Below are 20,057 nucleotides of genomic sequence, written 5' to 3'. Positions count from 1 at the left end.
TTAAGAAAGTATACTGATAAGATGATAAGAAAGAAGTATAGTAAGATTTTAGTAGCGAACAGAGGGGAGATTACCTGCAGGATAATCAAAACTGCGCACAAGATGGGCATATCTTGTGTGTCTGTGTACTCAGATGCAGATGCAAATTCTGTGCATGTAAAGCAAGCAGATGAGTCAAGGCACATTGGCCCTTCGCCTGCTTATCTTAGTTACTTAAATATCGAAAAAATATGCGAAGTAGCAGTTGAAACAGGTGCCGAGGCGGTTCATCCTGGCTATGGGTTTTTAGCAGAAAATCCAGATTTTCCCCGTGCTCTGGAAAAACATAACATAGATTTCATTGGTCCAAGTGCAGAAACAATAGAAGTTACAGCCAATAAAATAACAGCAAAAGAAGAGGCAAGAAAAGCTGGAGTAAATGTAGTGCCAGGATATATGGGTAAGATCGAAGATGCTGCCCACGCAGCCATCGTTGCTGAAGAGATTGGTTTTCCTGTGATGCTCAAAGCTGCATCAGGCGGTGGTGGCAAAGGAATGCGAATTGTATATTCCAAAAAAGAAATTGAACTAGCATTTACATCAGCAACAAATGAAGCAGAGAAAAGTTTTAAAGATGGTAGTATTTTCATAGAAAAATATATAGAACTACCAAGACACATCGAAATACAAATTATTGTAGATAAATACGGCAATATAGTGTGTCTTGGGGAGAGAGAGTGCTCGGTACAGAGGAATAACCAGAAAATAATAGAAGAAACACCAAGCCCATTTATTAGTGAAGAAGTAAGACAAAAAATGTATGCTCAATGTGTTTCTTTGGCAAAGCAAGTTGATTATTTTTCAGCAGGTACTGTCGAGTTTGTTGTAGATAAGAACCAAAACTTCTATTTTCTTGAGGTAAATACGAGATTACAAGTTGAGCATCCAGTAACAGAATTTGTCACTGGAATAGATATAGTGGAAGAGATGATCAGAATTTCTTGCGGAGAAAAATTAAGATTTGGTCAGAATGATATTAAACTTATTGGCTCTGCAATAGAAAGCAGAATTTGCGCTGAAGATCCATCAAAGAGATTTTTTCCTTCCAGCGGAAGAATCAAATATTACGACAAACCAGATGAAAATGGTCATGTAAGAATAGATGATGGAGTAGCTAGCGGTTCAGAAATCAGCATGTTCTACGATTCAATGATTGCAAAGGTGATAACCTATGGAAAAGATAGAATAGAGGCAATCAGCAGAATGCAAAAAGCTTTGTCTGAGTGCTATATAGGGGAAGTAATAAACAACATAGAATTTCTAGAATCCATCTTCCATAATCCAAATTTTATTGCAGCAAAACTCCACACAAGATTTATTCCCAACCATTATCCCAGTAGATTTCAAGGTGATTTTATCACAGAGGAATATATTAAAATATTTATTTTTACTGCACTGTATGTTCACTTAGAAAATGAGGAAAGGTATTACAGTAAGTCAATAGATGAAGCATTCATAGTGAAAATAGACGATAATGAGTACTCCGTAAATGCAAAGTATCAAGATAACACATTAACAACAGTATATAACCACAATAAATACTCCGTGTTAGGTAGGTGGAAATCAAGTTACAGATTACTATATATCACAATTAATGACGATACCAACATAGCACTTAAAATAGAAAGACAAGACAGCAAATATTTCGTAAGGCACGCAGGTATGAAAGCTGAATGTTGTGTATTGAAACCTCATGTAGCTAAACTAAGCAAATTAATGCTAAACAACAAAACAGAAGGGATTTCAGTAGACACTGTGAAATCTCCAATATCTGGTTTATTGGTTAAATTACATGTAAATGCTGGAGATCATGTAGAGGTAGGACAACCTCTATTTGTTGTAGAGGCAATGAAAATGGAAAATATAATATGTGCTGAATCAGAAATGGTGATAAAAAATATCCCTGTTAAAGAAGGAAAAAATATACATGCTGGTGATTTAGTATTAGATCTGGTTTCTTAAATAACATAAGCAGTATAAACTTGACCCGAATAAGATAAATGAAAACATCTGATGGGCTATAGCAATGGCCATTGGTATATGCAGCAACAAAGCGACTACTCCTAGAATTACCTGAATGATGACGGAGAATAGCATAACATATAATGGTTTTATACTGGCATTTTTTATTGTGAGTATTGCTGTCAGAACTAATATCAGCAATGCCAATGCCCGGTGTATGAATTGCACTGTTACTCTATTTTCAAAGATATTTAGCCAAGCAGGCTGTAAGTAAAATAAATCTTCTGGAACAATTTGTCCATCCATTAGTGGAAAGGTATTATAAATTAAACCAGCATTTAGCCCTGCAACAAATGCACCGAAGATTATTTGTATTGCGATTAGAATCAGAGTAAGTGTTGTGTAATATATACTACTGTTAATGGATTGAAATTCTGAAGTACATCTAGTCTTAGTTTTGTTTTGTAAACTTATCTGATAGTCAAAAAATTGATACGACAATAATGCAAAAATAACCAATGCAAGCAGTAAGTGAAGTGCGAGCTTATAGTGGCTAACATGAGGATTAGATACCAAACCGCTTTTAACCATATACCAACCGGCAAAAGCTTGTAAAATTCCAAATAATAGTGCTATAGATAGCCTTATTATTGTCTTCTTATCTATTCTTTTTCTGAGTATAAAATATATAAATGGTAAGATGAAAAATAAACCTGTCAGCCTTGCAATTAACCTGTGCACATATTCTATTAAGTATATGGTGCGAAACTCTTCCATACTCATACCATAGTTAAATGCTTTATATTCAGGTGTAGCTTCATATTTTGATTTTTCTTTTAGCCAGTCTTGTTCACTCAGCGGTGGCAACGTTCCGGTAATTGGTTTCCATTCCGTGATTGACAATCCTGCTTTTGAAAGTCTGGTAAATCCACCAATTCCCACCATGCAAATCACCATGAGAGAGCAGAGAAAAAGCCAAATAGCTACAGGTTTTGCTTCCATAATCCATGCTGAGTTTTATTCCATTGCTGAGGGTGAATAACAAATTCCCACAAAGCGAGAAAAGCTGCAACGCTATGTAGTAGACTATAGACGGGAAAAAATATTGATACTATATAAAAATAAAAAGGAATTTTTTGTTGTCTGATAGCTATTATCAAAAAAATCAAGTTAATACCGTATACTATTATAAAATAATATAAGAATAATTCATTCAAAATTTGAGTCAGCACCAATGAAAGTAACAAAAAAGGAGTCGTGAAAAATATAAAAGCTGAGGAACCAACAAAAAGGTTTAATAGCAAAACTCCCTTAAGCCCAGTGTGCTTAAAAAGTAATTTTATATTTTTTAAATGAACGATATAAGTTTGCATATAACCTTTAATCCAGCGTGCTCTTTGTTTGATCCAAGCAAACACAGTAGTTGGTGATTCTTCCAATGTTTCTGAATCAATAATCCTGGTTTTATATCCCATTTGCGCAAGTCTCAAACCAAGATCAGCGTCTTCAGTGACATTGTAAGCATCCCAAAAAAGCACTTTCTTTAAAATTTCCACTGAAAAATGGTTACTGCTACCACCCAAAGGTATTGGCATGTTCATTTTTTGAAATCCAGGCAAAAAATATTGAAACCAGTTCATATACTCGAGAGAAAAGAATTTTGTAAGAAAATTGCAACCAAAGTTATAGTAATTTAATTTCGCCTGTACACAAGCTAACTTTTCGTCACCATTATTAAATTCAATTAGTGCTTTTTTCAACTGCAACGGATCTGGCCTATCATCTGCATCATATATTACCACATACTTTCCTCTAGCAAAGCTCATAGCATAATTGCATGACTTAGCTTTTGTTCTAGGCAGAGAATGAGGCACTTTTATTACTTCAAAATACTGTGGTAAAGTGCATTTTTCTATAGCTGCCAACATTTCTTGGTCATCGCTCTCTATCACAAGCTTTACATCTAATTTTGATTTTGGATAATCTAAACTTTCAATGCTCTTAATCAATTGCTTTATAACCGCATTCTCTTTAAAAGTAGGCAATAAAATAGTATATATAGGTTCATTCATCTTATCATAATCTGCTTTTTGGTTAGAAATTTTACGCAAGCCAAAAATTTTAGTTACAAATTTGAATAAAGAACTAGAACATCCGATTATAAATATCAACATCAAAGCAAAATATGCATATTTTTTTGTCAGTGTTAAAGTCGAAATTATAACAAAAAAAGAGGAAAAAAAGATTGAACTGAGCCTAATGCTTTTAGCTGAAAAATTACGATTCTTATAATATAAGTAGTTACTTGCGAATTCTGAAATACCAAAGTGCGAGTTAAGAAGATTTAAAATCTGTTCACTATTCGCTTTTATTAATACATATTCAATACCGTAATGAGATTCGACCCAAAGGTTGATATCTTGGCTTATGTCTTCAACCATAAAAAAAGTAGTATCATTTAATTTTTGCCAAGGAATTATATTAAACCTATAGTAGAAAAGTTTCTCTTGTTCTTTGCATAAACTAGAATCAAATTTAATTTTTTCTACATTATCAGTTTGAAGTACAGGTATTAAACTTAATGCAACTTTTTGCTCAAGTCACGTGAAAACGAAGATATAACCTCACTACTACGCTTATCATCTTTACGTTCATGCATTATTTTTTTTACAGCATCAGCAGCTATACTCGCTGTGTTAGCTTGTAAATCCCCAAGAGCTTTTTCAACTTGGTCAGTAACTTTCTTCAAATTAGAATGGGCATTTTCATCTAACGTTTGATCGAGTTGCTGTCTATTATGCTTAATAATACTATTAGCCTTATCAAGTGCTTCATTCATCATTTTGTTAACTTCTGCATCTAATTTTTTGTATTTTTCAGAAGATTTTTTGTAATACTCCAACATATCTTTTCTGAATTTTTCAGTTTCTTCACTTGAAAACTTGCTTTTGTTACGTTTATTGTTAAGTGCGTTTTTTATTACCTTCCTTAGCAATTTATACGAAAGGATAAAACCTACTAAAAAAGCAAGACTGATAACTAGTAATGTAGACATAAAAACCCTAAAATTCTTTGGACACCAAGTCAGCAACAAATTCCTCTTCAATTTCAGAATTAGTTAACTTAGTGTAGTAAATTAAAGCAATACTAGTAGCCATTTGTTTTAACTCACTAATATACTTAGATTTAAATTTCGCCACTCTTTCTTCAACAAGCTTGACTATTTTTTTGTCCTCCTCCTCCAATATACTCTTAACACTCGCTCTCATTTCTTCCACCTGAGCAAGTGCATCATCTATGATTTTTTTTGCCTGTACTTTAGCTTGATTTAAAACTGCATTATACTTGGCAATCTGCTCTTCTGCACGTCTTAAAAGGTGAATAGAACTATTAAAAGAATCTAATACTGCTTTACTCCTAGTGTTTATTATTTCATCTAACTTTGGTAAGAATAAACAACTTACTACAAAAAAAAGTGAAGAGAAAGAAATCAAAAACCAAAAAATTTGAGAAGAGAAAGTTGAAACATCAAGCTGTGGCATCTGTTAAGCAGCAAATATTAATAACATTGCAAGTACAAACGCAAGCAACCCCATGATTTCAACCATGGCAGCACCAATATAAACGTAACTTTTCATTTTACCTTCTGACTCAGGGTTTCTCGCAATCCCATTTAACATAGCAGAGAAGATATTAGCTATACCTAAACCAGCACCGAGCATTCCAAATACAGCCAAACCAATTGCTATAAATTTTAAAGCCACTAAATCCATATATTACCTTTAACTATTTCTTTATAATATAATTGTAAAATATTCTGCAAGGAAGTCAATTACTTTACTGCATCTGACAAATATACACATGTTAATATAGTAAATATATAAGCTTGCAAAACTGCAACAAATACTTCAAATCCTATTAGTGCAATTATAAACAAAAAAGGTGCAGGTGTAAAAAATATGTTCATATTTACGATAAATCCTGCTATCACTTTAATGATCGTATGACCCGCAATCATATTTGCTGCAAGCCTTATTGATAGGCTAATCGGTCTTACTAAATAAGCAAATAACTTAATAATAATTATTATAGGCGCAAGCCACGAAGGAGTTCCTTTTGGTAGCAATATGCGCAAAAATCCTACTCCTCTTTCCTTAAACCCAACAATCGTTATATAAATAAAAGCCACCATCGACAAAGCAAAAGTGACTATTACATGACTTGTGACCGTGAAACTATAAGGCAGAACACCAACTAAATTACATGATAAAATGAAAATAAATACTGTAAATATCAATGGAATATGTTTTAGACTCTTACTTCCAGTGTTATTTTCTATTATTGAAATAACAAAATCATATACATATTCAACTGCGGCCTGCAAATATCCTGGTATTACTGCCCCTTTTCTTACTCCAAGAAGCAAAAAGAGTACTGCCAATATTACCGAAATCATCATAAAAAGAGATGAGTTGGTAAAGCTTATGTCATATCCAAATAACTTTGGTAGCTCTATTATTGTATATACTTTAAATTGTTCTAGCGGATTTAACGCCATTTTGACCCTGTATACTTAAACTGCAGAAGTAAATAAAGTATAAATTTTATAGAATAAAGTCAAGAATTAAGATTATGTAGGCTCTATACACAAATATAGAGCCGTTTATTTATTTTACTTTTAGGCCATAAGCTTTTGCCTTATTTTTGACCTTTACAGCATTTTCTTCAGTATCAGCTTCAAATTCCACTCTTGCAGTAACAAATTTATCATTTTCACGATCAAACTCTACTTTCTTGATAACTAGATCCTTTTCAAAAATATCACTAAATTGCTCTGCCAAATCGGGACCATAATAATCATAATATTTAATAAATTCTAAAGAAGAACTATCCACTTCACCTGAATCTTGATAAAAAGAACGATCATAATTTATCACTACAGCATCCTTACCTTGCATTGCTGTTACTTGCAGGTTCGTACCTTCATGGTCGGGATAAGCATGAAAATCAAAATTCATCCCGCCATCATTGCTATATAGTGATTGAAATTCAAATGTTATTGTATTATCCATATTAATACCTAATAATTAAAATTATTATTATAATATAAGAAAATATGTAATTAAGATATAATTATAGTTAGTTACCAACTTTACTTTAAATTCTTGACTTAATATCTTATTTTAACTATAATTTAATTTTAATATGAGGCAATTATGAACGAAATAGATTTTACTAATCCACCTTTGAATTTAGAACAAGAATGTGGCAACGGTTATGTCAAGTTTACAGATTATTCTTCTAATCCAGACACTGGTCTTTTCTACATGGCAGATGAAATGCTAGATGAAAACCATGATATTATAGGAAATTTCACTGGCGATGCTTACATTTATAATTTCCATATAGATGATCACAATATGAATATTCAACTCTGCATGGAGATGGATTATAAAGATGATATAAAGAAAATTCTTTCTTTGTAGAAAAAGTAGGCTTCTCCTTCGTTTTTTACAATTAGAGAAGCTACTCACTACAACAAGCTTTAAAATCATTATATTTTACATTACAATAACTTTTTTATTTTCTGTTAAATAAATGAAGTTCACATTATCTTGGTTACTAGATCATCTAGAAGCCAATGCCAGTTTAGAAGAAATTACTGATGAGCTAACTCACATAGGATTGGAAGTAGAAGATGTGATCGACAATGCTAAATTGGCTGGGTTTATTGTTGCAGAAATATTAGAAATCGCACCTCATCCAGATGCTGATAAACTAAAGCTATGCAAAGTAAATGATGGAAGTAAAGTTCTGCAGATAGTCTGTGGAGCAAAGAATGTTAGAGAAGGAATGAAAACCGTACTTGCATCTCTTGGCAGCACATTACCAAAAAGTGACTTCACAATTAAGCTTGCAAAAATACGAGGAGTGTTAAGTGAAGGAATGCTCTGCTCTGCTTTCGAACTTGCGCTGACTCAAGATGAAAGTGAAGGAATCATTGAGCTTTCTGATGATTATAAAGTAGAAGATAAATTTTTCAATTGTGATCCTGTAATTGATATAAATGTCACTCCAAATCGTGGAGATTGCCTAGGTGTTTATGGAATAGCACGTGATCTAGCAGCAACTGGAATTGGGACACTCAAGACTTTAAGCATTACACAACTTACCTATTCTATGGCCTCACCAATAAACGTCAAAGTCATCGATGGGGAGAGCTTTATTAGTGGAATATACATCACCAATGTAAAAAATAAAGAGAGCCCAAAATGGCTGAAAGATAAATTGGAATCGATAGGAATGCGCTCCATTTCTGCAATAGTTGATATTACTAATTACATTATGATATCCTTTAATCGCCCAATGCATGCATATAATGCAAAAAAAATAGAAGGAGAGCTCACAGTACGTAAAGCAAATGATGGAGAAAAATTTATTGGTTTAAATGATAAAGAATACTTATTGAACAAAGACATAAGCGTTATTTCTGATGATAAAAATGTTCATGCAATTGCTGGAGTTATGGGTAGTAAGTACAGTGAATGCACTCTTGAAACTACTGACATCTTTTTAGAGTCTGCTTGGTTTGACCCTATTTCTATCACTAAATCTTCAAGGCAGCTAAGCATCTCCACAGACTCAAGTTACAGGTTTGCACGTTCAGTTGACCCTAGTTTTACCCTTGATGGACTCAATCTTGCAGCCCAGATGATTTTAGATTTATGTGGTGGAGAAGTGTCAAGTGTAGTGTCTGCTGGCAATCTGAATAAGGCTGATACCAAGATAAATTTCGATTATCAAGATGTAAACAAACTTGGAAGTGTATCTGCATCACCTGATGAATTATTCAATATTCTAACAAAATTAGGGTTTAGTATTGATAAAAGAACTGAAAATAATTGGAGCATACATGTACCAACCTGGAGATCGGACGTAACCATACCTGCTGACTTAGTTGAAGAGGCAGTAAGAATATACAGCTATGATAAAATAAAGGAAGAGCCACTAGCAGAAGACGTTACAGTAGAAGAAGAGACACAAGATGATTTGCGCATTTTTATGACGAGCAGAGGGTTTCATGAAGTGATAACTTGGTCTTTTATGAGTGAATCAACATCTGAAAAGTTTGGTTACTTGAATAAATTATTTATTATCGATAACCCATTTAATAATGACTTTAATATAATGAGACCAAGTATCATACCAAATTTGTTGAAAGTTACTGCAGATAATACTGCCCATGGTACACTTGATTTTGCAATTTTTGAAATTGGACCAATTTATAATGATGAAGCTCAGTCTAAGTATGTTTTAAGCGGAATCAGGTCAGGAAATAATCTACCACGAAACCATTATAACACTGACAGGAAAGTAGATGTTTTTGACGCAAAGGCTGACCTCATAACAGCTTTGGAACTTTTTAATGTCAATTGTGATAATTTAGCAATAGAGAGAGCAGAAAAAGAATATTACCACCCAGGAAAGTCAGGTACCTTATCTTTTAGAAGTAAAATAGTTGGTTATTTTGGAGAACTGCATCCAAGTATACTGAATTTTTTTAACATCAAACAAAAAGTTGTAGGCTTTGAGTTGATATTAGAAAATATTGAAAATTTACCTGTAAGTAAGAAAAAATTTATCGATTATAAATATCAAAGTGTAAAACGCGACTTTGCATTTATTGTAAATAAAGATGTAGCAGCAGGTAATATAATCAATATGGTGAAAAAAAGCTCAGAGCTCATCACAGAAGTTTTGATATTTGATGTATATCATGGAAACAATATAGAATCGAATAAGATGTCTATAGCATTTTCAGTTACTTTCTGCTCTCCAACTCACACTTTAACTGAAGAGGAAATCCAAAAAGAATCAAATATGATAGTCAACTTAGTGTGTAAAAATACTGAAGGAACTTTGAGAGCTCATTATTAAGCTGTAATCACAGTTCCCTGATTTTGCTGTGTCACGTTTACTTCATCCAATTTATTCCCTATCTTGAATTCAATATCCTTGAAAAACCTATCCCACATTCCATGCAAATGCTCTTCTACTTTAGGCCATACATCATTTTTAAATGTCGTTCCATCATCAGAAAATAAATTGCCTAAAAAGCCTCCAACTCCTTCATAACTTGATTGAAAATGTTGAAGAAATGTTTCTACTTCCTTATGAGTATCATGCGCCACACTCAACGCTTTTCCCTCTGCGCTCTTATCCCCATGCATTGCAACAGCAAGACCTGTTTTAATATATCCCAAACCTGTCTTAACAGCTTTCATAGGCTGGAGCCATGAACTCTTATCGCTTTTTGGTACATTATTTACTATATTTTCCACCAATCTGTTTATTAAAGGAGACAGTAAATCTTGACAAAAGTGTTTGATATTATCTTTTGTTTTAATTACAGGACTTTTTATGCACTTTTCTGCCAAATAGTACTCAAGTTCTGCTCTCTCTAGTAACTTCTTAATTGCTTCTTCATCAAGAATTTCATGCTCGAATGCTTTAAGTAAATCATCTTCTATTATTGCAAATTTTATTTTTTCACGAGATTCCAGTTCTTCTCTATAATCATTTTTTGTTTTTTCATTTATCAACAATCCTTTTTCTTCTAATTCTAACTGTTTTAATGTTTTCAGAATTTCTTGGTTATTTTTCAAGTGCTTCTCTATTAATTTTGTACTTGGATGCTTTTCTCCTTTTATCTTTCGCTCATCTTCTAAGTACTTATTTAAATCCTTACTCCCTTCTATTATTTTTCTCAATAGCATAGGTTGTTCAGGTCTTTTTAAGTATTTTTCAATTCTCACTCGATGTGAATTAATCTTTTCTACTAGATCTGGTGCCTCCCTTTCTAATAACTTACATGAATTCTCTATACCCTTTGCTTGACTTTTAAACAAATCTTGCGTTTTACGTTTCGTTATTTCTAAATACATCTTTGCTATAAAAGCATTCACTTTACCTGAAGCTTCTTCTAAACTTTCCCCATTCAAAGGACCTTTTATCTCCTCTTCTAAATCTCGAAACTGGTCTATTAAGCTTAGTATTCCGAACAGGCCTAACTCACCCTTAGCTTTTTTCATTACTGATTCTACTAGCCTTCGCTCAACTTTTTGATCACCATACTCGAACTTAAAAAGACCTTCTAATTTCCTTTTTAAATCATCGTTTGTTAAGTTGTTTTTCCCTTCATCATATACTTCTTTCAATTTTTCGCGCACTCTAATATATCTTTCTCGTCCTTCTTCTTTTAAATCCTTAATTCTCTTTTCAGCATTATTTAGAGCTTTTTCTGTTTCTCCAGGATTTATACCCTTATAAACATTAGTTATTGTTTTCTTAGTTATCCTCCCTTCTTGTATAAATCGTTCCCATTCTGCTTTAAATACAGGAAGTGCATCATCACTTATATCACTTATATCACCTACTTTCATAAGGGACTCTAGCCGATCATCTTCATCAGTCAAATTAAGTGACTCCTTTATTTTTAGTTCTTTCAAATCTTTGATTATCACTTCTTTCTCATTTGGTAATTCCTTACCTTGATTCTCCAGTTCTTGTTTCACTAAAGTATTTTTTAGCTTATCTTCCAGTGAAAAATCTTCTCCCCGTCTATTTTGCTGAAACTTAATTGCTTGTATAAAGGCAACTTGATAAGCATTTTCTATTAAGTAAGTTGTCAACTTAGAACCTATACTATCCACCACTTTTAACCTGAATTCGTCCAACAATTCCTTCAATTTATCATATGTAATATCTTTCTTTTCTAACTTCATCAGCTCTTCCATAGTCTTTGCGAATTCCTGAATAGAAGTTGCAAGTACATCCTTGATTTCATTGCGTAAGGGCTTAAGACCATTTTTTAAATTGATGTTAATTGACAGTTTCAGTACGGTATTATGCTTCGAATCCGGCTCTACACTAAAGCACTTATTATTTTCATTATCGCACAAATCTCTAAGTAATTGTTTAAATTGCGGTGGAAACTTTATTTCCATATCATATACAATGCTTGACTCAGAAACCTCCATTTCATGAAAAGATACCTCTATATTTTGGTGCTTATTAGAATACTGCCCCATACTTATTTTAAGAGCAGTAACTAAAGAGTGAGATAAATCTCTATTTAAAAGATAAAAAGTAGCCAAAGCAACTGTTGCAGGAACGATTAAGGCCACAAGCACAGTCACATTAACAAAAATTGCCATTGCAGCAAGAGCGCCATATGCCAATCTTTTTGGCACACCTGTTTCACTCTTTTTTGTATTATCTTCCACTACACCTTCTTGTGTCTTGCTATTTGCTTTAAATCTACTGTATATGACTAACCCTAGTGCAGTAAAAGCAATATAAGGGAGCATTAAAACTAACAGAGCTAAATTTAATACTTTCTTCTCTGGGCAAGCTCTGTTTATCTCTTTCAATATTTCGCTTGACATATTATACCAAGAGGTAAAAAAGTCAGAGTCATAATCCTTATAATGGAATATACTGAGCGGAACATTAAAAGCAGCTATTTGTTTAATTAACCAATCCTGCTTACTTACAGCATCAAAAAACTCTTCTTTCTCTTCCAAAGCAACATTGGAAATAGATTCTACTTTACCTAAACCATCACTGTTGTTATTTAAATCAATAACTTCTCTATGACCATCTGCAACAACTTGATTTATATCACCACCCTACTTAAATTAATTTAAGTATAGCATAAACATTACTAACTTTGCAACTTTATTAACTTAATACCAACTGTCAAACCTTGGTATTCCTTAAAATAGAAATCGGCCTCGATCTCTTTATTAGTGTCCAAAGATAAGGCAAGGGTCTGCTCTTTTATGTATTTATTCCATGTAGTTATTGCTTCCTTAATTTTTTCATCTTCTGTTTTTATTGTTACTCTAATTCTATCTGATATATGAAAATCAGCTTGTTTTCTAGTTTCTTGAATAAGCCTCACAACATCTCTCGCAAGCCCTTCTAGAATTAGTTCGTCATTGAGCTCAGTACTCAGAACAACAATCCCTTTATTGTTATCAAATACAGAAGAATATTCACTGTCTGCTTTTAACAATAGTTCATATTCACCTTTTTCTATAGTATAGTTCTCTGTTTCATCCCCCAGAAATATTTGCTCATTCTCAATTTGCTTCCACTTTTCTTCTTTGACATATTGAACTAGTTTCTTGATTTTATCTGCAATCTTCTTACCAAGTAGCGGAAAATTTAGTTTTAGCTCTAGTGATGCAATATCTTCAAGTCTGTTTACTAATTCTAATTTTTTTACATTTACCTCATCTCTTATTATCTCTTGATATTCATTTTCAAGGAAATCGCAGGAAGAACTATGATAAATGGTCATACTGCCAAGTGGCTGCCTGATACGTATATTAAACGTATTTCTGATGGATAATGCAGAGTTACATATCTCTCTTACCAAATCCATCTTGACAATGAGCTGACTATTATATCTCTCTAATTGTGGGAAACCAGCCAAATGAACAGATGTTTCTTTGTACTTAAGCCCTTGCCATATAGTCTCTGTTATGAGTGGCAACAAAGGAGCTGCAGCTCGAAGCATGTAATAAAAAACTGTGTACAGAACATTATAAGCGTCAGTTTTGTCTTGATCTAAATCACCTTTCCAAAAACGCTCACGACTGCGACGAATATACCAGTTATTTAGCACTTCAAAGAAATCTGTCAGGATTTTGCAAGCCTCCTGGGAGTTATAGTTGTTCATAGAAGCTTGGATACCTTCCACAGCTTCAAAACATTTTGAAATCATGTAGCGATCAATAGTACTTTGATAATCTTGACAAATCTCAGCTTTAATTCCATCTGCATTTGCATACATAGTAAAAAAGTGATAACTGTTCCAAATAGGTTTTATTACGTTTTTTAGAACATCACGCACTAAATTTCCTTCTTTATCGAGTAGTAAATTACCACCGCAAACAATGGAACCAGACAGCATAAGAAAACGCAGCGCATCAGAACCATATTTGTCAAAAACCTCCATTGGATCTGCATAATTATTCAAACGTTTGGATAATTTCTGACCTTTCACATCAAGAACCACACCGTGGCATATGCAATTCTTAAATGGCTCACTGTCAAATAAAGCAGTGGAAAGCACAAAAAGCGTATAGAACCATCCTCTTGTTTGTGCTATATATTCAGTGATAAAATCCGCAGGGAAATTTTTCTCGAACCATTCTTTATTTTCAAACGGATAGTGAACTTGCGCGAACGGCATCGAGCCAGACTCAAACCAACAATCAAACACATCAGGCACACGACGCATAACTGATTTTCCTGTTGGATCATCAGGATTTGGTCTCGTCAAAGTATCGATAAACGGTCTGTGCAAGTCATCTATCTTAACATTAAAGTCTCGCTCTAGTTCTGCTATTGAGCCATACACATCCACTCTTGGATATTTTGCATCGTCTGATTTCCACACAGGAATTGGAGTACCCCAGAATCGATTGCGTGAAATAGACCAGTCGTGCGCTCCTTCAAGCCATTTTCCAAATTGACCATCTCTAATATGATTCGGCATCCAATTAATTCTCTTATTCAGTTCTGCCATTCTCCCCTTGAACTTTGTCACAGCAACGTACCAAGAAGGCATAGTGCGATAGATCAAAGGAGTATCAGTTCTCCAGCAGTGAGGATAATTATGAATATGTTGCTCAGTCTTAAACCAACTCCCCTGCTCTTTTAATTTTTTTATTACTGTATCATTGGCATCAAAAACATGAATTCCTGTTAAATCTGAAACTTCAGCAGTAAACTTTCCAGCGTTATCAATTGGACAAACAGCCCGAATATCATGTCTTTGGCAAAGGTAAAAATCTTCTTCACCAAAGCCAGGAGCAGTGTGCACAACACCAGTACCATCTTCTGCTGTAACATAATCGGCAATGAAAACACGGAACGCATTTTTTGTATCTTTAAAGTAATCAAACAGTGGTTTATAGGAAAGACCTGCAAGATCACTCGCTTTAAGTTTTGTATTACAGTTTTCATATTGAATATTGCTTTGTTCACAGTGGCTGACAAATTTCTCTAAATAACTTTCAGCAAAGATGCAGACTTCACCATTTACTAACACCATACAATACTCAATATCCTCCCCTACTGCCAGTGCGAGGTTGCTTGGCAACGTCCAAGGGGTTGTAGTCCAAGCAAGCAACTTACATTTTTGTTTAAATTGCTTTGGGTTTTCTAAAAGTTCAAACGCAACAGTTACAGCCTTGCTAGCTTTTTCTCTATAAGCATTATCTAGTCTTGTTTCAAAATTAGAGAGTGGAGTTTCGCACGCCCAGCTATAGGGAACAACGCGTATTGATTCATACACCAGACCTTTATCATAAAGCTGCTTAAATGCCCACATGACCGACTCCATGAATGACTTATCCATAGTCTTATAGTCATTGTGAAAATCTACCCATCTTGCTTGTCTATTTACATACTTCTCCCATTCTGATGAAAATTTCATCACAGAAGTACGGCAATGATTATTGAATTTTTCAATGCCAAACTTCTCTATCTCAGTTCTACCAGATATTCCAAGTTCCTTTTCTGCACCCATCTCAGCTGGTAAGCCATGGCAATCCCAACCAAATCTACGCTCAACCCTTTTTTGCAGCATAGTTTGATATCTTGCAAATGCATCTTTTATAAAACCAGTAAGCAAGTGTCCGTAATGCGGAAGTCCATTTGCAAACGGAGGCCCATCATAAAATACAAAACAATGACCCTTGGAACGTTTCTCGACTGACTGCTCAAAAATTTTATTTTCCTGCCAAAATTTTATGATTTCCTTTTCTAGCAATGAAAAATCAGGACTGCTGCTTGTATCAGGATAATACTTCATATTCATTTTAACTGGATAAAATCAAAGAATATAGAGCTTTCTGGAAAATTACAAATTCAAAAACTCTGTTTCTATAAACATAGATAGGTATTGACATCATTATACAACATATTAATTCATTAGACTTATTTATTGAGGTTGAAGATGAATAAAGACAATAGAAGTTGGCCTTATCAGAAATTTCATGATGCTAACAAAAATAATAGTAAAAGCAGCTTTGTTTGGGAATCAGTTTCTTATGAATATAATAATTCTGGAAAGATTAAAAAGGTACACTATCAGTGGGAAAAGAAAAAAAATCCCGCAAATCTATTATATCAAGTCTCATATGATTACGTAACAGAGAGCTGTAGTCCTTTAAGGATTAAATCTAGATAGCTTATAAACTTATAAAACACACAAAGTGCTTCTACATGAGACCATGGGAGCACTTTTCTCTAATTAGGCAGCGCATCCCAACAAACTATTTTGCCTAGCTTCCAATATCCTTACATTTACTATTTTATCTTTGTATTTGTCGTCAGGATCATCAACGCATACTGATTGCATGTATGGGCTTTTACCAATAATTTGATTTTGGTGTTTACCTTTTTTATCACTGAATAGAACAGGAATAGTTTTTCCTATCATACTCTGATTAAATTCAAGTTGTTGCTTGCTAATTAATTCCTGTAACCGAAGAAGACGCTCTGTTTTAACCTCTTCTGGTACTTGATCTTTTCTTTCCGCCCCTGGCGTTCCTGGCCTTGGGCTATATTTAAAACTATAAGCCTGAGCATATTTTATTTTTTCTACTAATTTCATAGTTTCCTCAAAGTCTTTTTCAGTTTCTCCAGGAAAACCAACAATAAAATCAGAAGAAAATTCAATTTCAGGTTTCAATTTGCGCAATCTGTCTATTATTTCCAAATACTCCTCTGCCGTGTGTTTTCTATTCATTGCATGCAATATTTTATTCGAACCTGACTGCACAGGTAGGTGAACAAACGGCATGAGTTTTGATTCCTCCGCATGTACCAAGTAGAGAGATTCGTGCATATCTCTTGGATGAGAAGTTGTGTAGCGGATTCTTTCTAGCTTTTCAATTTTAGCAATGTGACTAATTAATTTTCCTAAATCCCACACTTCTCCCTCACACTCCCCATGATAAGCATTGACATTCTGACCAAGCAAAGTAATTTCCCTTGCTCCACTTGCAACTAACTTTAATGTTTCACGGAATATTTCATTTACTGATCGTGAATACTCAGCCCCGCGAGTGTAAGGCACCACACAAAACGTACAAAATTTATCACAACCTTCTTGTATAGCAAGAAACGCAGAAGACCCCTGGCTATTGCCATAGCATTCATCTGGCAATTTATCAAACTTCGCAACTTCTGGAAAATCAGTATTTATTACATGACCTTTACTTCTACTTGCTTTGACTATCAGCTCCGGTAAAATAGCGATACTCTGTGGACCAACAACAATATCAACAAAAGGAGCCCTTCTGAACACTTCTTCTCCCTCTGCTTGCGCTACACATCCAGCCACCACTATGGTCATTTCCTTATTTTTTTGTGATGAATGAATTCTTCCAAGCTCTGAGTAGAGCTTTTCTGCTGCCTTTTCTCTAATATGACAAGTATTTAATATCACCAAATCAGCTTGTTCTGCATCACTCACAACACTGAACCCTAGAGGCTTAACTATATTCTCCATTAAAACAGAGTCATAAACGTTCATCTGACAGCCGTAAGTTTTAATATATAGGCCTTTCATATTTAAAATTCTTCACACAAATTCTAGCAAATTATACGAAAAACTGAATTCTAGTACAACAGCCAATAAAGATTGCTTGACAAACCTTCTCGCTTTCCTTACTCTAACACTAGGGGTATTTTAAGAGCTCAAAAATCTATCTCAGTCTGCAGACTTTTCAGTCAATTTCTCAATAAAAAGTGTAGCGTATCCTCTTCGGTGTATACTGTAGTATGTGCGCTGCATTTTCTTTCTAATCTTTCAGGAGGATTTTATGTCCAGAATTCCAGATACTTAACCTTTATTCTTAAGCTAAAAACCGATTGGTACCTATGGTTTTTATAAAGAAAGTGCAAAAAATACTTTAAAGAATATGAAATAAAGTTAGAAAAGGCTTAAGTAGCCAAAAACTGTTTCCAGGCATAAATTTGTCATGTATACCAAAAAGTAATTACACTAATATAATGTTCACACTTACATGCTAATATAGATATGATGCTAATTAAAGAGCATGTTATGCAAGAAGAAGTATCAGATTTTACAGATGCTCTTTGTCAAAATAAATGTGATTCCTTTCGAGTGACACTCTCTTATATCCTTCCTTTAGGTTATACAGAAATCTAACACAATTATAGAACAAGCGTAAAAGTTCTGGTAAAGTAGTTTTATTTACAAAAAATATGCTACTTGATATTGAAAAACGCAGCATAACAAATGCACTGTGGAAGTTACAAGAAGCAGATCAAAGGGAGATTTTTACTCTTATACAGAGATTTGAGTTGCCAGAAATATTAGCAAGAATATTAGTTGCTCGTGGTGTTAACATAGAAAATGCACATGACTTCTTACACCCACTAATCAGATCGCTATTACCAGATCCCTTTCACCTCCTTGATATGGATAAAGCTGTTTCTCGCATAATAAAAGCAATAAACAATAATGAGAATATTGCAATATTTGGTGATTACGATGTTGATGGTGCAACGTCATCAGCATTGATTAATAGGTACCTAAGAGCGATTGGGACACACTCTATAATCTATATTCCAGATCGTGTTGATGAGGGCTATGGATTGAACACAGATGCTTTATTACAACTTAAAAAGAATGGTATTGATTTATGTATTTCTGTTGATTGCGGTACGCTTGCATATCAACCAATAGAAGAGGCAAGGGTTTTTGGACTTGATATTATAGTTGTCGATCATCACCTTGGTATAGAAAAATTACCAAGTGCTGTAGCAGTTGTTAATCCCAACCGCCTTGATGAGAGCTCTCCTTATAATAACTTAGCAGCAGTTGGAGTGTCATTTCTGCTAATTGTTGCTCTTAACAGAAGCCTACGTGAGCAAGGATTTTTTACCAACAAAAAAGAACCAGATTTATTTGATCTACTGGATTTGGTTGCTCTTGGAACTGTTTGCGATGTTATGCAGATTACAGGCCTAAATAGGGCTTTTGTTTTACAAGGATTAAAAGTTATGTCAGCAAGAAAAAATGTTGGCTTACGTGTTTTGTTTGACGCTTTGGGAATCCTTGAAAAACCAAGTGTTTCACGATTAGGGTTTAGTATTGGGCCATGTATAAATGCCGGAGGAAGAATTGGAGAAGCATCGCTCGGTGCAAGGTTGCTTTCCACTGATGATGAAGAAAAGGCGCATTCAATCGCGCTAAAACTAATAGATTTGAATAATGCAAGAAAAATGCTAGAAAATGAGGCTATTTTGGAAGCTACAACACAAGCGGAAAATTTTGCCCACTTAGGTGTAAATTTTATAATGGTAAGTGGTAATTGGCACCAGGGAATAATTGGTATCATTGCATCAAGACTAAAAGAGCAGTTTCACTTACCAACGATAGTGATATCTTTAAACAATGGAATAGGAAAAGCAAGCTGCAGGTCAATTTCTGGGATAGATATTGGCGCTGCGGTTCTTTCTGCAAAATTTACCAACCTAATCATTGAAGGTGGTGGTCACAGTATGGCAGCAGGATTTTCGATTGAAGAAGATAAAATAAGTGATCTACATGATTTTTTTACTGCAAGATTTGCAAACTCTACAAATGACAAAATCATAAAAGCCGATGGTATAGTAACAGCTAAAGCAATAAACTTATCCCTGTGGAATCAACTGCAGCGCTTAGAGCCATTTGGAGCTGGCAATCCTGAACCGAGATTCATCATTCAAGGAGCAAAGATAAGGAGGCCTGAAGTTGTAGGAGTTGACCATATAAAATGTTTTATTGCTGACGATAATGTTATGGTCAAAGCTATTGCGTTTCGCTGTGCAAATACTGAGCTTGGCTCTGCTATTATGCAGGGTAATGTTAAAGCCATTTTGGGTAAAATCTCTATGAATTACTGGAATGGCAATGAATTTATACAACTTATGATAGAAGATGTCTTAACCATTAGTTAAGT

At 34.1% G+C, this 20,057-nt stretch carries 15 protein-coding genes; 5 read left to right on the top strand and 10 right to left on the bottom strand.

The genetic code is table 11. The features are described from left to right. Nucleotides 1-21: 21 nt before the first annotated feature. Nucleotides 22-2,001 carry a biotin carboxylase N-terminal domain-containing protein gene (locus AAGD63_RS01050; RefSeq protein WP_341813521.1) on the top strand — a complete coding sequence of 660 codons (1,980 nt, stop codon included), beginning with the start codon at nt 22-24 and terminating at the stop codon, nt 1,999-2,001. Here the strand turns inward: AAGD63_RS01050 and AAGD63_RS01045 are convergent. The 7 genes from AAGD63_RS01045 to AAGD63_RS01015 form a co-directional block, all read right to left on the bottom strand. Then, a complete protein-coding gene (locus AAGD63_RS01045; protein ID WP_341813520.1) occupies nt 1,984-3,003 on the bottom strand; it encodes a COX15/CtaA family protein in 1,020 nt (339 codons plus the stop codon). The two genes, AAGD63_RS01050 and AAGD63_RS01045, sit on opposite strands and share 18 nt — an antisense overlap. After that, nucleotides 2,985-4,574, bottom strand: coding sequence for a glycosyltransferase family 2 protein (locus AAGD63_RS01040; protein WP_341813816.1), 1,590 nt, complete (start codon nt 4,572-4,574; stop codon nt 2,985-2,987). The genes AAGD63_RS01045 and AAGD63_RS01040 overlap by 19 nt, the downstream gene beginning before the upstream one ends. Nucleotides 4,575-4,579: 5 nt before the next feature. Beyond that, nucleotides 4,580-5,056: an ATP synthase F0F1 subunit B gene (locus AAGD63_RS01035; RefSeq protein ID WP_052264897.1), complete on the bottom strand. Its 477-nt coding sequence runs from the start codon at nt 5,054-5,056 to the stop codon at nt 4,580-4,582. Between the two features lie 7 nt (nt 5,057-5,063). Continuing rightward, entirely contained in the window at nt 5,064-5,543 is a 480-nt protein-coding gene (locus tag AAGD63_RS01030; protein WP_341813519.1) for a hypothetical protein, read from the bottom strand. A gap of 3 nt (nt 5,544-5,546) precedes the next feature. Then, a complete protein-coding gene (locus AAGD63_RS01025) occupies nt 5,547-5,774 on the bottom strand; it encodes a F0F1 ATP synthase subunit C (protein ID WP_006014985.1) in 228 nt (75 codons plus the stop codon). A gap of 59 nt (nt 5,775-5,833) precedes the next feature. Next, a complete protein-coding gene (locus AAGD63_RS01020) occupies nt 5,834-6,559 on the bottom strand; it encodes a F0F1 ATP synthase subunit A (RefSeq protein WP_264330964.1) in 726 nt (241 codons plus the stop codon). Nucleotides 6,560-6,668: 109 nt separating this feature from the next. After that, complete coding sequence (locus AAGD63_RS01015) at nt 6,669-7,073, bottom strand: hypothetical protein (protein WP_341813518.1); 405 nt, start codon at nt 7,071-7,073, stop codon at nt 6,669-6,671. A gap of 144 nt (nt 7,074-7,217) precedes the next feature. Here AAGD63_RS01015 and AAGD63_RS01010 point away from each other — a divergent pair, with 144 nt between their 5' ends. Next, complete coding sequence (locus tag AAGD63_RS01010) at nt 7,218-7,487, top strand: hypothetical protein (RefSeq protein WP_341813517.1); 270 nt, start codon at nt 7,218-7,220, stop codon at nt 7,485-7,487. A gap of 112 nt (nt 7,488-7,599) precedes the next feature. Continuing rightward, a complete protein-coding gene (gene pheT, locus AAGD63_RS01005) occupies nt 7,600-9,939 on the top strand; it encodes a phenylalanine--tRNA ligase subunit beta (RefSeq protein ID WP_341813516.1) in 2,340 nt (779 codons plus the stop codon). On the opposite strand, the gene AAGD63_RS01000 is transcribed toward pheT, so the two are convergent. Both AAGD63_RS01000 and ileS read right to left on the bottom strand, forming a co-directional pair. Beyond that, the gene (locus AAGD63_RS01000) at nt 9,936-12,683 is read right to left on the bottom strand and encodes a hypothetical protein (protein WP_341813815.1); all 2,748 of its coding nucleotides are present in this window, start codon (nt 12,681-12,683) and stop codon (nt 9,936-9,938) included. The genes pheT and AAGD63_RS01000 overlap by 4 nt on opposite strands. Nucleotides 12,684-12,727: 44 nt before the next feature. Continuing rightward, complete coding sequence (gene ileS, locus AAGD63_RS00995) at nt 12,728-15,898, bottom strand: isoleucine--tRNA ligase (RefSeq protein ID WP_341813515.1); 3,171 nt, start codon at nt 15,896-15,898, stop codon at nt 12,728-12,730. A 138-nt stretch (nt 15,899-16,036) separates the two neighbouring features. Here ileS and AAGD63_RS00990 point away from each other — a divergent pair, with 138 nt between their 5' ends. Then, nucleotides 16,037-16,270, top strand: a complete 234-nt coding sequence (locus tag AAGD63_RS00990) for a hypothetical protein (protein ID WP_264330959.1) — start codon at nt 16,037-16,039, stop codon at nt 16,268-16,270. Between the two features lie 63 nt (nt 16,271-16,333). On the opposite strand, the gene miaB is transcribed toward AAGD63_RS00990, so the two are convergent. Continuing rightward, nucleotides 16,334-17,656, bottom strand: coding sequence for a tRNA (N6-isopentenyl adenosine(37)-C2)-methylthiotransferase MiaB (gene miaB, locus AAGD63_RS00985; protein WP_341813514.1), 1,323 nt, complete (start codon nt 17,654-17,656; stop codon nt 16,334-16,336). 659 nt (nt 17,657-18,315) lie between these two features. Between miaB and recJ the strand changes: the two genes are divergently transcribed. Continuing rightward, nucleotides 18,316-20,055 carry a single-stranded-DNA-specific exonuclease RecJ gene (gene recJ, locus AAGD63_RS00980; protein ID WP_341813513.1) on the top strand — a complete coding sequence of 580 codons (1,740 nt, stop codon included), beginning with the start codon at nt 18,316-18,318 and terminating at the stop codon, nt 20,053-20,055. Nucleotides 20,056-20,057 lie beyond the last annotated feature (2 nt).

This window comes from Wolbachia endosymbiont (group B) of Germaria angustata (assembly GCF_964026725.1).
Classification (GTDB): domain Bacteria; phylum Pseudomonadota; class Alphaproteobacteria; order Rickettsiales; family Anaplasmataceae; genus Wolbachia; species Wolbachia pipientis_C.
This window is presented reverse-complemented; position numbering and strand designations above follow the sequence as displayed.